General features: G+C 59.9%; 10 protein-coding genes. 4 read left to right on the forward strand and 6 right to left on the reverse strand.

The genetic code is table 11. The features are described 5' to 3' along the window. Window positions 1–117: 117 nt before the first annotated feature. The 5 genes from ACHZCU_RS03100 to ACHZCU_RS03120 all read right to left on the reverse strand — a co-directional run bounded on the left by ACHZCU_RS03100 (window position 118) and on the right by ACHZCU_RS03120 (window position 7,257). The gene (locus ACHZCU_RS03100) at window positions 118–1,419 is read right to left on the reverse strand and encodes a polysaccharide biosynthesis/export family protein (protein WP_319517605.1); all 1,302 of its coding nucleotides are present in this window, start codon (window positions 1,417–1,419) and stop codon (window positions 118–120) included. Window positions 1,420–1,658: 239 nt separating this feature from the next. Next, on the reverse strand, window positions 1,659–3,248 hold the full coding sequence (locus ACHZCU_RS03105) for a hypothetical protein (protein WP_319517606.1): 1,590 nt from the start codon (window positions 3,246–3,248) through the stop codon (window positions 1,659–1,661). A 455-nt stretch (window positions 3,249–3,703) separates the two neighbouring features. Continuing rightward, window positions 3,704–4,978: a hypothetical protein gene (locus ACHZCU_RS03110; RefSeq protein WP_319517607.1), complete on the reverse strand. Its 1,275-nt coding sequence runs from the start codon at window positions 4,976–4,978 to the stop codon at window positions 3,704–3,706. A 1-nt stretch (window position 4,979) separates the two neighbouring features. Further along, window positions 4,980–6,524 carry a hypothetical protein gene (locus ACHZCU_RS03115; protein WP_319517608.1) on the reverse strand — a complete coding sequence of 515 codons (1,545 nt, stop codon included), beginning with the start codon at window positions 6,522–6,524 and terminating at the stop codon, window positions 4,980–4,982. A gap of 118 nt (window positions 6,525–6,642) precedes the next feature. Then, window positions 6,643–7,257 (reverse strand): response regulator, encoded by a 615-nt coding sequence (locus tag ACHZCU_RS03120; RefSeq protein WP_106302273.1) that lies wholly within the window; start codon window positions 7,255–7,257, stop codon window positions 6,643–6,645. Between the two features lie 277 nt (window positions 7,258–7,534). Here ACHZCU_RS03120 and ACHZCU_RS03125 point away from each other — a divergent pair, with 277 nt between their 5' ends. From ACHZCU_RS03125 to ACHZCU_RS03135, 3 genes are all read left to right on the forward strand, one after another. Next, entirely contained in the window at window positions 7,535–8,890 is a 1,356-nt protein-coding gene (locus ACHZCU_RS03125) for a WecB/TagA/CpsF family glycosyltransferase (RefSeq protein WP_319517609.1), read from the forward strand. A 152-nt stretch (window positions 8,891–9,042) separates the two neighbouring features. After that, a complete protein-coding gene (locus ACHZCU_RS03130; protein WP_319517610.1) occupies window positions 9,043–9,552 on the forward strand; it encodes a molybdopterin-dependent oxidoreductase in 510 nt (169 codons plus the stop codon). Window positions 9,553–9,556: 4 nt separating this feature from the next. After that, window positions 9,557–12,154: an ATP-binding protein gene (locus tag ACHZCU_RS03135; RefSeq protein WP_319517611.1), complete on the forward strand. Its 2,598-nt coding sequence runs from the start codon at window positions 9,557–9,559 to the stop codon at window positions 12,152–12,154. A gap of 5 nt (window positions 12,155–12,159) precedes the next feature. Here the strand turns inward: ACHZCU_RS03135 and ACHZCU_RS03140 are convergent, their stop codons facing one another. Beyond that, a complete protein-coding gene (locus tag ACHZCU_RS03140; RefSeq protein WP_227023547.1) occupies window positions 12,160–13,377 on the reverse strand; it encodes a polysaccharide biosynthesis/export family protein in 1,218 nt (405 codons plus the stop codon). A gap of 229 nt (window positions 13,378–13,606) precedes the next feature. On the opposite strand from ACHZCU_RS03140, the gene ACHZCU_RS03145 reads away from it, so the two are divergent. Further along, window positions 13,607–14,878: an oligosaccharide flippase family protein gene (locus tag ACHZCU_RS03145; RefSeq protein WP_319517612.1), complete on the forward strand. Its 1,272-nt coding sequence runs from the start codon at window positions 13,607–13,609 to the stop codon at window positions 14,876–14,878. The last annotated feature ends 2 nt before the right edge of the window (window positions 14,879–14,880 follow it).

The raw sequence follows: 14,880 nt of genomic DNA on the forward strand, positions 1-14,880 counted from the left end.
CCGATTCTGTGCCGCAGAACAGTTCAGATCAGCCTTTCGGTGTTCGCGCGGACCAGCGGTGAGAGACTATGGAAAATCTTTCCATAGTTTTCTCAACTCAAACCAGCAGCTGAACCGTTAGTTCACGATGCCGTTGGCAGTCCCGAGGATCGAAATCGACGGCAGGACCTGGGAAATCAGGCGGTTCCAGTTGGTGACCGGCTGACTTGCAACGAACACGATATCGTTCGGGCGCAGCTGGAGTTCCGTGGCCAGCAGGAGGTTTGCCGTATTCTGCGCATCGAGCGCCCAGGCCGTGATCCCCATTGCACCGCTTGAAGTATCCCTGTTCTTGCGCAGAACATAAATCCGGCGCGGATTTCCGGTAACCGGCTGAATGCCACCCTGCTCAAACATCGCATCGGCAAGCGATGCAGTGCGGTCGAACGGCAGCGGCCAGCGGCCCTGGTTCTTGACCTCACCAAAGACATAAACATAGTCCCGATCGACCGCATCCATCTCCACACGCGTCTGGAAGATATCACGCTGTTCATCCAGAACGTCGCGCTGGAACTTGGCGAGATCGAGCTCCTGGCGCATATATCCTTCAGCCAGTTCGACAGAATATTCGGTATCCACGAAAACACGGTCACCGTTTTGAAGCAGAACCTTTGGAATATCGTTCTTGGCAAACAGCTTGTTTGCCGAAATCTGATAGGTCTGTTCGTCACGATAAAGCCGCACAGTCGCGTAACTTGGATCGGCCGCGACCACACCGCCTGCCGCCGTAATGGCCTCATCCAGATAAAGCGGCGTCAAGGTGATCGGCTCGAGTTGCGGCTGCGCCACAGCGCCGCCAACGGCAACGCGCTGCGAATTGAAGTCGGTAATTTCCAGATTGAATGTCGGATCGATCTGGCTTTGAACGAGTTTCTGGAACAAGGCGGACTGGGCCTCCTCCAGCGTCATCCCGCCGATCGAGACACGTCCCACGGTCGGGATCGCAATCGCGCCATCGTCCTGAACCGTGTAGCCCTGGCGCGCGTTCTGCGCAGCCAGAAGTCCATTGATCTCATTCAGCGCGGAATCGGCGTTCGGGGTCGCCAGAAGCACCACATCTCCAACACCGATCCTGTAGGCCTTCGGTTGCTGTACAGGCGGCAGTTTGGTTGGCACGGCGCCGGGCCTGGCCTGCGGCTTGTAGGCCGAAATGCTCGGCACAGCCGAACTCTGGAGCGTCGCCGTCTGGTCAAAAACAGACGGCAGGGAACGCGGCGTATACGGCGTCATCGCGTTTGCCATCATGACATTCTGGCTCGTTACCGGCACCACCTTGACCACCGAAGTTTCGCCGACGACCGGACGCACTTCGGAAACATTATACAATGCACTGCATCCGGTCATCATGACCGTGGCAAGGATGAGGGTGATGAAACGCAATTGAAATACTCCGAATTGCTGCGACTTGCCCCGAAAGTTAAAGTTCAAAACATATCACCCCGCTGGAGACAAGCAGATCGCCCGGCAACAATACACAAAATACTCATAAACACATAAACTGAAATTGACCCTGCCCCTGACTGAAAACACGCGGGGCCGAATAACATCATTATCTTTTTCTGCCGCAACCAGTCGCCGACATCGCGCTGCCCTGGAAATACGGAACATTTTAGCCTCCCTTAATACGCAAATCTCAACGTGAGTCCATAGCGCGGGTCGTCCTGCGCAAGCATTGTGCCGACTCCGTGAAGACCTGTTGCATTTGTGGCATAGACGTCCGCGCTGAACGGCGTGCCGTTGAGGTTATAGCGCGCACCAGCCGACCAGATCGTGTCGCCGTCATCGGAAACGGCCGTAACCTCACCCAGCAATTCGAGATCGCGGAACGGGCGCACGGAAAGACCACCGCCGACAGCCCACAAACGCTCGGAGTCATAAGCGGCGAATTTCGACTCCAGCGTCACACTTGCCTTCTCCGAAAAGGCGAGGCTTGCCGGAAGTGCGCCGTAAAGGATACCCGTTGTCGGCTTTTTGAAATCACGTCCAGCGAGAACCTGAGCGGACAGCGAAAACAGATCGCCGTATTTCTGGTCCATCAGGCGGAGCTTGCCGCCGAACATATAGGACCATTCATCGTTCCACACGCTCTTCGCCTTGCCGGCAGCGCCTCCCGCAGGATATTGCGAAAAAATAGCGTCAAGCTGGAGATCCTGATCCGGGCTGAAGGCAAGATGGATATCGCGAAAATCGCGGTCTCCGATGCCCGCCTCGACCAGAAAACGCCCCGGCGTCAGTGTATCAGCACTTTGCAGTGTAATACCGCCAATCTGCTGGCGAAGCTCCAGGTCCGTGACAGGGCTCAGCATATCAACCCGGTAACTGTCGAAATAGACATCACGCGTCGCCTTGCCGACAAACGGCGTGTAGCTCAGGCGGACACCATAGGCGATATCATCGGATTCCGGAGGAAAGGCGATGATGCTGGTTGCCGGCGTCATCCCCCATCCATTGGTCGCGAAAATGTCCACTGCGGCCTTTGGCGTGACGGCAAGCTTGACGCCCGCCATCCAGACCGGTTTCGTCTCAAGTCCACCACTGCTCGACAGGGTATTGCCGTCGGTAGCGTAGGGCAGCATCACCGTTGCATAGGACTGCAGCCCGGTAACCGGCTGCCAGGTCAGGCCGGCGCCGAGATAAGGCACAGTGCCGAAATAGGGCTGGCCGTTGATGCTGTCCGGCAGGAAGGAAACGCCCGGCGTCACATGCAAACGCAGCGAATCCGTCACGGTGAGGCTGATCGGCAGCTGCAGGCTGCCGGCAAGGTTCAACGTTCCGTCTCCGTCATTATCATAGAGGTTTCCGGAGAGAAAAACGCCCTCAAGCGAACCGAAAGCCGCCATTGAGAGCCCGTAACTGTCGAGCAGGCTGTATTTGACGCCGCCGCCGCCAGCTATAAAAGTAAGATTTTCGTCACACACGGCAGTGCCGCACAAGGGCGGATCGTCGAACACGTGACCGAAAGCACTCACCTGAAAGCGATCGGTAACCGCCCAGTCTGCCCGTCCTTCGTAAACCTGCGTACCGGTCGAGTTGCCGTCCCTTGTCTGATCCGAACCGAATTGCAGATAAACAGCCCCTTTGGGCAGAAGATATCCGGTTTCGAAACTCGAATAATTGGTCGCCATCATTTCGATCGGCGTTTGATCGAGAAACAGCGCACCGGGCCCTTCAAGCACCTGCGCCTCGGCAGACCGCGTGCCTGCCGTCACAAAAGTGCTGCTCCAAACAGCAGTAAGTAAAACGAAACCGGCCAGGTTCGATATTCTGGGCATAAACTGCCATTTCCCGATCATGAAATAAACTAAAGAACCGGCGAGACGATAGCCTATTAACAACTCCTAAACAAGCGAACGGACCGGGTTTGCGGACGTTCTGTCTGCTCGGTTAAACTCATAGTAGAAGAGCGGCTTACTAACGATCGGATAACCTTCCGCAACAAGCGTTCCCCACACTATATCAGCATCCGGTCCAAGTATTTTTCCACACCCCGACCTCCTGCGACATATACGCAGGACAGGTATCGGCGTGCGCGGCCAACCGGGCGCATGTATCATTTTTGCAATCTGTAAACCATAAACTCAAAACCACCCGAAAACGCAACCAGACCGCGCGCTATGTGTATTTCTGCGGAGCGGTCCGGCGCGAAAACAGGCAGTATAGGGCTTCAGGCGCGCGCCTGACTTTGCATCTCGCGTGCATGAATGCCGAGCATCATCAACGCCGGCCACATGAGATAAGCTTCGATCTCGATATTTTCGCCGAAGCTCAAGACAATCATCACCAACACGATTGAAAGCGGCAGCCGCCCGCGCGGATGACGCACGCAATCGACCAGAACGATGAAGGTCTGCACCAGAAGCGGTATCAGCATGGCCAGAAAACCGGTCAGACCTTTTACGAACAGGAGACCATACCAGGTATGGTGGGAGCCGATCGGCATGTATTCCACCAGATGCGGCCCCGGCTGCACGGTGCCATGGCCGAACCAGTAGGCTTCCGACCAGCGCTCATAGGCAATGCGCTGCAACGCCTCGCGGACACGGGTGCTGTCGGCACGGGCATTCTTGAAGGCATAGATGCCGCCCTGGATCATGGTGAACACCGCGCCGCCGAAAATCGCCATCAGTGTCGCAAACGCAGCCGCCATCCGCCAGGCATAGACCTTCGCCACCAGCGGCAACATGCGCGGACCAACCGTGCAGACCACAACGCCGACAAGGCTCATGCGCGACTTGGTGAGCACGATCATGGCAAGGCCCGCAACGATGCCGCAGGTTTTCCAGAAAGGCTGTTTTTCTTCCAGCGCAAAGGCGACCATGACGATGCCGAGCAGACCGGCAAAGGGCGACCACGGCGCATAAAACTGCCAGCGCGGAGTCCAGGTCGACGGATCAAGCGTGTAGAAATAGACCGAGAAATATTCCGGCCCAGGCCCGCCGACCGCCTTGAGCGGTGAAACGAAAATCCGCTCTGGCAGACCGATATACGGTGCGGCAAACATCACCGGCAGCAGGATCAGCGTCCACAGGCCGATAACGCACTGGCCGCGCACCAGCACCTCGCGCCGCACCTGAAGAACGGCACCGGCCAGCGGAAACAGCGCCAGCAGCGCCCAGCCCTTGGCCCAGCCAATACTCGACTTGATGGTCTGCTTGAGGCCAAGCCCCCATTGCAGATGACCGCCCCAAAGGGCGATCAACATGACCAGCATGCCAGCAATCCACAACCAGACGATAAACGGCACCGGGCCTGCCGGCCTCAGCGATGGCCTGAGCGCCGGCCCGAAATAAAGCGCGATCACGGCAAGCGCGAACAGCAACCATCCCAAGACCGGCCCAACCACGTAGAGCGCGCCGAAGGCGTAGAACAGCCAGGTGAAGACCAGCGTCTTGTAGACGATGGCCTCCGGGAGGTTTTCGGGCCGAAATGAAAGGCTCATCTCACTTGCCTTCGGTAAAGAGCCTGACGGCCCGGCCAAGGATCGGCTGGCGGATCCATGCAAGAAGCAGACTGAACAGAGCAAATGCACTGCCCGCAACGCCGCCGGCAATCGCGATCTTGATGTTCGGCGAAGTCGGCTGATACTCGATCGACGGGCTGCTGACGACCTGCACCATCGGATAGGACGCAAAGATATCCGACTTCGCCGTATTGATGCGGGCGAGCGCTGAAGCAAACACGGCCTCGGCCACCTTGTATTCGCGCTTCAGGGCATCAAGCCGCGCGGCAGAGGCTGACAGCGCACGCACACGCGCCTCACCACGCTTGAGCGTTGCCCGCATGGTGAATATTTCCGCGGAGAGGCCACGCGCCTCGGCGGACAATGTAACCAGGCTGGACAACAGCCCTGCGCGCTGGCCATCGGCCAATGCATCGACTTCACCGGCAAGTTCCAGTGTATCGAACCCCGCCAGAATGACACCCCGGCCGGAAAGCTGACCACGCAATCCGCTGACACGATTGTTCGCGCCAACGACTTTCGGATGTTTCGGACCGAAATTAACGGTCAGCTTGGCCAGGGCCGCATTGTCACGGGCCAGATTGTCGGCAAGCGTAACATATTGCGGATCCGCGCGCAGCTTGAGGATGATTGCCGCGATTTCCGGCGTGGTTTCCAGAGTCTGGCTGAGTGTCGCGATCCGCTGATCGATCTGGTCGAACCGGGCCTCGGCGGCCGCGATTTCCAGCTGCAGGTCCTCATTGTCGGCAATAATCGCGTCATACTGTTCGTTGGATTTCAGGCCGCTTTCATGCTGCAGGTCGGCAATCGCCTTGCGGGCGTCCTCGACCTTTTCCTGATAGGCATCGATCGCATTGACGACCGAACTTTCGCGGCGAACGATCTCATCATTGCGCAGCGTGTCCAGTTCAAGGAGAAAGGCATCGAGCAGCGCCTTGTTGCGGGCGCGGGCCTGTTCCGGCGAGCTGCCCTTGATGGCGACCTGAATGAAGCTGGTCTGGTCGAGCAGCTTGATCCGCGGCTTGCCGAATGCGGCCGGATCATTGCCCAGCGCATCGGCCGCACGCTCAAGGACCTGCGGCGATGACAGCAGGCTCTGATAGGTGACGGTCGGGCTCAGCGTCGAACTGGAATAGGCCGAGTTGGCCGACGAGGACGCCTGGCCGATATCGGAAAGGTTGATGGACGTCGACGCGCCGGCACCCGGCAGGATCAGGGCCATATCCGATGAATAGGTGAGCGGCGCATAGCGAACGTAGCTGATGACGGGCGCCCAGATGGCGGCCAGCATGATTGCACCAAGAAGCACATAGCGCGGCAGACGGCCGGAATCATCCAGCTTGCCGCCGCTGGCGACACGCCAAAGGCTGAGCCTGCCACCGCGGCTGAGGTGCAGAACACGCGGAACGGACAGGAAACCGCGGACAACCGCCTTCACGCCCCGAAAACCCCAGACAAAGGGCGTGAGCGTGCGCGACATACGGCTTGCGGACTGCGAATTCTCTTTAGAGCTGCTGGTCTTCATCAAACGGTCCCCCGGTTCGAGTTCGCGCTGTTAATAAAGACTTCCCTGTGATGCGTGCCGGCACGATGGCACTAACCGCACGCCCTTTCGCGTTCATCGCTACCCTTTGGGATAGGGTTCAGAACAGACCGGCATTCTTGGCGATCATCGCCGCCATGGTGCGGTTGCGCGCATCCAGCTTGCGGCAAAGCGTCTTGACGTGCAGCTTGACGGTCACTTCCTGGAGATCGAGCGTGCGCGCGATTTCCTTGTTGGAATGGCCTTCGACAAGTCCTTTCAGAACCTCCATCTCTCGCCGGGTCAGCTTTTCCTCCAGCGGATGGGTCGTCTTTTCTTCCTTTTCCGTCATGAACTGCACCGGCGCATATTGCTCGCCGGCTGCCATGAAGCGCACCGCATGGATGAGCGACTTTGCCGGAAGGCTCTTCGGCAGAAATCCGGCCGCACCGGACGCCAGCGCCTCCTCCGCCACATCGCGCGAAGCGGTGCCCGAAAGGATGGCGACAGGACTGCCGAAATTCAGGTCCCTGGCTTTCGCAAGTCCCTCCAGACCATTCATCCCCGGCATCGCGTAATCGAGCAGCACAAGATCGAACGGACCTTCCTTGTTCATCAGGTCGGCCGCGCCGTCAAAGTCGGCCGCCACGGAAATGCGCAATCCCGGCTCGTTCGACAGAAAGGCAGATATGGTGTCGCGCACCAGTTCGTGGTCGTCCGCTATCAATATCTTCATGAGCTTCCCCTTCTCATGACCTCTGCCTCAAAGTTCACCCATAACTTAAAAAGGCATCACCTGTCACCGTCACTCGGCATCGATATAGCCTAAGGGATAGGCTGGTTCGCGTGAATATGCCCTTTGGATAGGTGTGCCATCCGAAAGCAGCAGACAACGTTGCGGGCGCGCAGTCTCCTATGCTTCCAGGCGTAAAACATCACCTTACTCGATAAGGCGCAGGCCCCGCGCTTCCGGCATCTTCTCCCCAACAGCAACACGCATGATGGAGAGGCAGATGGCCGCTTTCAAAACAGTTTCGCTCTTCGGACTTCCGATTGTTAGCGCTACCCAGCAGGAGGCGGTCAGCGGCCTGCTCGAGGCGCCGCAGGAAAAGCGCACCGCCGCTTTCCTCAACGCCCATTGCATGAATACCCATAAGGACGACGCATCTTATCGCTGGGCCGTCAGCAAGGCGGATTACCTGTTGCCCGATGGTTCCGGCATGAAGCTTGCAGCCAAGCTGCAGAAAAAGGGTTTCGAGGCCAATCTCAACGGCACCGACCTTTTCGTGCCGCTGTGTCGGGAAGCCGCACGACTTGGCCGTTCAATCTACTTTTTCGGCAGTCAGGATGGCGTGGCGGATGCTGCGGCCAAGCGCGCCGGCGAACTTGCGCCCGGCCTGAAGATTGCCGGCACCCGCCATGGCTATTTCACCCGTGACGACGAAGCCGGCATCATCGACGCCATCAACCGTTCGGGCGCCGATATCGTGCTTGTCGCGCTTGGCGTGCCAATGCAGGACGTGTGGATTGCACGCAACCGCCACAAGCTCAATGCCAGCATGGTCATGGGCGTCGGCGCTCAGTTCGATTTCTGGTCGGGTCGGGTCACCCGTGCGCCTCTGCTCTTCCGCAAGGCGGGGTGCGAATGGGTCTGGCGGCTGATGATGGAACCGAAGCGGATGGCCAAACGCTATCTCGTCGGCAATTTCCGTTTCGTTTTCAACGCCTGGCGTGAGGCCCGCACGGTGCGTGCCGGGGCGACGGCTGCCGCAAATGTTCGCGGCAAACGCCTGCTCGACATTGCCGTTGCCTCATCGGCACTTTTGATGCTGTCGCCGCTGATGGCCAGCACTGCGCTTGCCGTGGCGGCCACCTCGCGGGGGCCCGTGTTCTTTCGTCAAACCCGTGTCGGCGAAAACGGCCAGACATTCACCATGCTGAAGTTCCGCTCGATGTACCGCGATGCGGAGGCCCGCCGCGCAGCATTGCTGGAAACCAGTGACCGCGAAGGCATCTGCTTCAAATCGCGCAAGGACCCGCGTGTCACGCCGGTCGGCCGGATCATGCGCAAGCTTTCGATCGACGAACTGCCGCAGCTGATCAATGTGCTGAAGGGCAATATGTCGATTGTCGGCCCGCGTCCCGCGCTGCCGCAGGAAGTTGCCGCCTACGCACCGGAAGCCATGTCGCGGCTTGCCGCCAAACCGGGCATCACCGGGCTCTGGCAGGTTTCCGGCCGCGCGGAAATCGGGTTCGAGCGGATGCTGCAGATGGACAATGCCTATATCCGCTCGCGCAGTATCGTCCTGGACCTGACCATTATCGCGCTGACGGTGCGCGCGGTCTTCTCCGGGCGCGGCGCCTATTGAAAACAAAAGGTCCGGCACGCGATCCAACGTCACGATCGCGTCGCCGATCCTATCCTTTCGTATAGCGCAACCACGCTTGTTTGCTCATCAGCCCGCGCGGCTTGCGCGTAAAATCACAATATCAATTCCGCGAACCTGGAAGGTTGCTGATCATGTTCCAACGACTTTTTCTGACCGCAGTGCTGACGCCCTTTCTTCTGATTGCGACCGCATCGGCCGAGGACCTGCCCGCACCGATGGGCCGCGTCATCCTGACGGTTTCAGGCAACATCGGCGTGACCAACGCCGACGGTGCGGCCGAATTCGATCTCGCCATGCTGGACGCCCTGCCCCAGACCCGTTTTACGACAGAGACAATCTGGACCGACAAAGCGGCTGAATATTCCGGCGTGGAACTGTCGGCACTGCTCGACGCCGTTGACGCCGACGGCACGCAACTGCTGATGACCGCGCTCAATGACTACGCAATTGATGTCCCGGCATCGGAGGCCGTTTCCGGCGGGCCGATCCTGGCGACGCGGGTTGACGGACACCCTCTTTCGGTGCGGGACAAAGGACCGGTCTGGGTAATCTATCCCTTTGATGACAAGCCGGCCTACAAGACAGAGATCACATATTCGCGTAGCATATGGCAGTTGAAGTCGATCGAAGTGGAAGACTGATCTGATGCAGGAACAGGCTGACATAGCCGCCCGCGACCGCAAACCGAGAGACTGGAGAGGCGTTTACGTCGCCGCCGGTCTCTTTTTGCTGGCGGTGACGCTGGTGCTGAGCCTGCTTGCTGCACAGCTGATGCAGGAACTGGCGCGGCTGCGCTCGGCTTCGACCGACAATGTCCAGTGGCAGATGGCGCAGGTCCAGGTCGAACTGCTGGTGCTGGAAAGCGCCGTCGACGATGCGACCCGTAACCCGACGCCCGCAACACTTGACGAGCTTCGCCAGCGCTTCGATATCTTCTACAGCCGGATCGACACGCTGCGGCGTGGATCGGTCTTCAGCAACGTCACGCGACAGGCGGGCGCCCGGCAGACCCTGAACCGGATTACCGATACGCTCAACCGCGCCATCCCCCTCATTGACGGACCCGATGACGCGCTCGCCAGCGCCCTGCCGACGCTCAAGCCGACACTGAATGCAATGCGTGACGACGTCCGCGAAATCGCGCTGACCGGCGTGCGCCTTCTGGCCGCGCAATCCGATCAGGACCGGCAGGCCTTTTCCAGTCTTCTGCTGCGCACCGGGCTGGTCGCAGCCGGCGTTATGGCGGCCATGTTTCTGGCGCTGTTCCTCGCCGTCTGGCAGTTCCGCATCGCGCGGATACGAACCGAAGATCTGCAAACGCAAAACCTGCTTTACGAGAGCGCGATCAACGCCTCGCTGGATGCAATCATCGTCTCGGACGAAAAAGGGCGCATCCTCGATTTCAATCCCGCTGCCGAACAGCTTTTCGGCTACAAGCGCGAACATGCGCTTGGCGTCACGGCTGAAAAGCTGATCATCCCGAAAGAGGATCTCCAGCTTCACCGGGACAGGCGCGTCGAGTTTCTCGACCGGTTCCGCGGCAGCGAAACCAATCTTTCCGGACGGCTGGAAATCAACGCCATGCGCGCTGACGGCGAAGTCTTCCCGGCGGAAGTGTCGGTAGGCCTGATCCGGCGCGGCGAAAGACGCATCATCGTGACCTATATGCGCGACATTTCCGAACGCAAACGCGCGCAGGATAATCTGACCCAGGCACGCGACGATGCCGTGGCAACGGCGAAGGCGAAATCCGACTTTCTTGCCGTCATGAGCCACGAGATGCGCACCCCGCTCAACGGGGTCATGGGCCTGCTGGACATGCTGAACGAAACCCGGCTGACCCGCAAACAGCGTGATTATGTCGAAACGGCCATCGCATCCGGCAAAATCCTGCAAAGCCATATCGACGATGTCCTCAACATCACCCGCATTGAAGCAGGCGTTACCCGGCTCAATCCGGTTCACTTCGAAGTTCTTCCGCTGATGACGGAACTGAAGAAAATGAACGATCCGGCAGCGCAAAGACGCGGAAACACCATAGAGATAAGGACTGCGGAAGAAGCAGCGTTTTTCGATCAGGACCGCCACGCCCTGCGCCAAGTTCTGATCAATCTCGTCGGAAACGCCGTGAAGTTCACCGAAAACGGTACGATCCGGATCAGCGCTCTCCCGTATGACAAAGAGGGCTGGGTCGAGTTTTCCGTCAGCGACACTGGCATCGGGATCAGTGAAGCGGATGTTTCACGTATTTTCGATGACTTCGTGATGCTGGACCCGTCCTATAAGCGGACGGCGCCCGGCTCGGGTCTTGGTCTCGGAATTTCGCGCCGGCTTGTCGAACTGATGGGCGGCGAAATCGGCGTTGAAAGCGCGCCCGGTCAGGGCAGCCGCTTCTATCTGCGCCTGCCGCCGCTTGCAGTGTCGGAACAGCGACCGGTGGAGGTCGAAAAGACCGAAAGCGCGCCCGTGCCGCTCGAACAGGCGGGACTTTCCGTCCTGCTTGTCGAAGACAATGAGACCAACCGTTTCGTGGCGCGTGAAATGCTGAAGAAGCACGGTTGCCGGATCGTGGAGGCGCATGACGGCATCGAAGGTGTCGACAAGGCCGCAGCCGAGCGCTTCGACGTGATTTTCATGGATGTCAGCATGCCGCGCCTCGACGGGATCGGCGCCACCCGTGCCATCCGTGAAGGCAACGGCCTGTCGCGCGATGTGCCGATATTCGGTCTGACCGCCCATGCCTTGCCGGATGAGCGCCGCAAGCTCGAAGATGCAGGCATGGAAGACTGCATCGTCAAGCCGCTTCGAAGCGCCAAGGTGCGGGAGGTGATCGGCATGTTGATGCGCCGGCGCGAGGCTGCCGACAACGCGTCTTCCGATGACGATGAGGTATCGGATGATTTCAATCTGATCGATCATGAAACGCTGGCGGACCTGACCGAGGCACTGCCGCCCGAACTGTTCCAGCGCCAGCTTGAACGGTTCAAGACGGAACTGGCTGAATCGGAGTCAAGATTCTGCGGCGATCCCGAGCACAAGACCGACCTCGAAGACCTGGCTGCCTGCGCCCACAAGATGGCGGGGTCCGCCGCCGTTTTCGGCGCAATTGCCCTGCGGGCCACATTGCTGGATGTGGAATCGGCGGCAAAGCACGGCGCGCGCGAACAAATTGCCCCGCTCTGCACCGCCGCGCGGGAAACGGCTGAAAGAACGCTGAAAGCCCTGTCGGAACTGACAGGCTGAAGCGCTCAGATGATCACACCGAGCGCGCCGATAATCCCCAGCTTGGTGGCAAGGTCGGTAATGTTGATCACCGAGGAATCATAGCAGGCCAGTGCATCACCCGGCATCAGATAGGGATCGAAATTGTCACGATCCCCGCGCCGCAGGAGTTCCTCGAGATTGCGCTCGATCACGATCGACTGGCCGGTGATGGGATTACGGGTAAACAGCACAGCCGAGCGATTGGAATTCGTCAGTCGCGTGCCGCCGACGCAATTGAGGCTGAAGACGGCCTGCAGAAAGCGCGTCCCGTAGCGCAGTTCGACCGTATCCTTGGAAATCGCGGCCTGGGAATTGGATGTGGCGGGCACCGCGAGATTGGACATGAACACCTTGACGCCCGGCGGTGAAACGGCCGAGGGCGCCACCAGCTCTTCCTGGAAGCAGTGGCGGCTTGGAATTTCGACCTGATCGCCCTCCAGCAGAACGGGATCGGGATAGGCATGCCCGGTGATCACGGGGCGCATGTCATAAACTTTCTTGTGTCCGCCGCGCCAGACCGAGACCCGCGAAAGGTCGGCATCCGGGCGCACGCCGCCGGCCGATTGCAGGGCGCGCGCCAGTCGCCGCGCGCTGGTCCGCCCGCCGGCCGTTTCCTGCCGAAGCCGGTCCAGCGATGTTGCGGCAACCGAACCGATCGTCACCGATCCCGGCTCGAACACGGCGCCGGCCACGAAGACACGCGCCGGTGCAAAGTCCATCACGCGGATCGAAACCAGCGGCACCGTGTTGTAAAGCCCCTCGTCAATCAGGGTCCGGCGCACGGATTCCTCGATGGAATCGACAGACCGCCCCTGGGCGCGGACCGGCGGCACATGCATCAGCCGCAACATGCCGTCCTGCGACACTTCGTATTTGCCTGAAATCACATCATCGTCGGTAATCGAGATTTCGATCAGATCGCCGGGCGACAGGATGTCGATATCGGGCGGCACCATCCGGCTGCCGGGCGGCCCGAGCTTCTGGTCGGGCGCACAGCGCTGAGCATTCATCAGAACGGAAGATTTGCGCAGGCGTTCGGCCTCGTCATCGGATGTCGTCGCCCGATACTGAGCCTGATAGCTTTCGCCTTGCTTGACGTTTTCGCTGTTTTCAATCGGCTCGAGCGTGGCGCACCCTTGCGCAAAGGCAAGAAGCGACACGAGCGCGACGCGGCAGCAAGCCGTTTTCAGTCGGTTTTCCAAACGCTTTTGACCCATACTGCAATGCGGCCTTTTCCGCCGGCCGCTGACACACCCAATAATCACACGGCTCTACCGCCTGTCGCCTATACCAAAGGATAGGAAACAGAGCCGAATGTGCGTTCCGATGTCCTTCGGCACCCCCAAAGACCTCCCTCCTTTCACTTATAAACCTAACACAACGAAACCCGACGTCCACCGCTTGAAACACAAGGCCGATACCAGGATGAACATGCTCAGACAGAAAATTGCTGACGCTGCTTCTTCGCCGCTTCTGCGCGGCGCTTCGGCCTATCTCGCGTCGGAGGCTGCCGCGAAAGCCTCCCGGCTCGCGGTCGTCGTCGCGATGGCCCGCTTCCTCTCCCCCGTGGAACTCGGCATCGCGGCGGCGGCCATGGCCGGCTCGGAAATCCTCAAATCGCTCGCCGAAAACGGCGTAGGCCAGCGCATCATCATCGCCGGCGACAACGAGCTTGACGCTGTCTGCAACCGCGCCCGCCAGATCTTCTGGGTCTGGTGCACGGGGCTAACCGTTCTGCAGATCGCAGTCGGCGCCGGTGTCTGGCTTGCCGGTGGCAGCATCATGACCTTCGCCCTGATCGCACTGCTCGGGCTGGAATACCTGTTCATGCCCGGTGGCCTTGTCCAGTGCGCCCTTGCCATGCGCAGGGGCATGCTGACCCGCACGGCCGCGGTCTCGGGCGCACAGAATGTCAGCGCCAACCTGCTGACCGTCGTGCTCGTCGCCATATTCCCGAGCCCGCTGGCTGTGGTTCTGCCGAAGCTGATTTCCGCACCGGTCTGGCTGATCGGCATGCGCCGCCTGGTCGCCTGGAAGCCCGCACCCGGCATCGCGCCGGCGCCGCTTTCCGCCTTCACCCGCTTCGGCGCGTCGGTGCTCGGCATCGAATTCGTGAAGGCTGTCAGGGCACAGGCCGACAAGCTGATCGTCGGCGCCGTCCTCGGAACGGAAGCGCTCGGCATCTATTTCTTTGCCTTCAATGCCGGGGTCGGCATCTCGACCTCGCTGGCAACCGCACTGTCGACGGTCCTGTTTCCCTATCTGTCGACATCCGGCGACCGTATCGGTGCGCTCAAGCGCGGCCTCACGCTGGCTCTGACAGCGATCACAGTCGTCGCGCTGACCCAGAGCTTTGCCGCATCGTCTTATGTTTCGCTGGTCTTCGGTGCCAAATGGGCATCGGTTGCCCCGCTGGTCGCCATTCTCTGCCTGACGGCGATCCCGAATATGCTGTGGTCGGTCACCGCCCAGTGGCTGCGCTCCGGTGGCCGTGCCGATCGTGAACTGGCCCTGTCGCTGGTTGCCGGAACGATCATCACGGCGACGGCTGTTGTCGCGGCCCCCTACGGCCTGACGGTCCTGGCCTGGGCAACGCTTGCCGCTGCGACGATCGTCCAGAGCGCCGTTTCGATACCGGTACTGTTTCGCGCTTTCGGTGTCCGCACCGTGGCCCATTGCAAACCCTCGTTTCAGGGAGCCTGATT

This window comes from uncultured Martelella sp., assembly GCF_963677965.2.
GTDB classification, from domain to species: Bacteria; Pseudomonadota; Alphaproteobacteria; order Rhizobiales; family Rhizobiaceae; genus Martelella; species Martelella mangrovi.

What these genes read in the sequence shown, in the direction of transcription:
- ACHZCU_RS03130 (WP_319517610.1), top strand. Translation starts at nt 9,043, where the DNA reads ATGTTCCAACGACTTTTTCTGACCGCAGTGCTGACGCCCTTTCTTCTG.
- ACHZCU_RS03135 (WP_319517611.1), top strand. Translation starts at nt 9,557, where the DNA reads ATGCAGGAACAGGCTGACATAGCCGCCCGCGACCGCAAACCGAGAGAC.
- ACHZCU_RS03120 (WP_106302273.1), bottom strand. Translation starts at nt 7,257, where the DNA reads ATGAAGATATTGATAGCGGACGACCACGAACTGGTGCGCGACACCATA.
- ACHZCU_RS03145 (WP_319517612.1), top strand. Translation starts at nt 13,607, where the DNA reads ATGCTCAGACAGAAAATTGCTGACGCTGCTTCTTCGCCGCTTCTGCGC.
- ACHZCU_RS03125 (WP_319517609.1), top strand. Translation starts at nt 7,535, where the DNA reads ATGGCCGCTTTCAAAACAGTTTCGCTCTTCGGACTTCCGATTGTTAGC.
- ACHZCU_RS03110 (WP_319517607.1), bottom strand. Translation starts at nt 4,978, where the DNA reads ATGAGCCTTTCATTTCGGCCCGAAAACCTCCCGGAGGCCATCGTCTAC.
- ACHZCU_RS03115 (WP_319517608.1), bottom strand. Translation starts at nt 6,524, where the DNA reads ATGAAGACCAGCAGCTCTAAAGAGAATTCGCAGTCCGCAAGCCGTATG.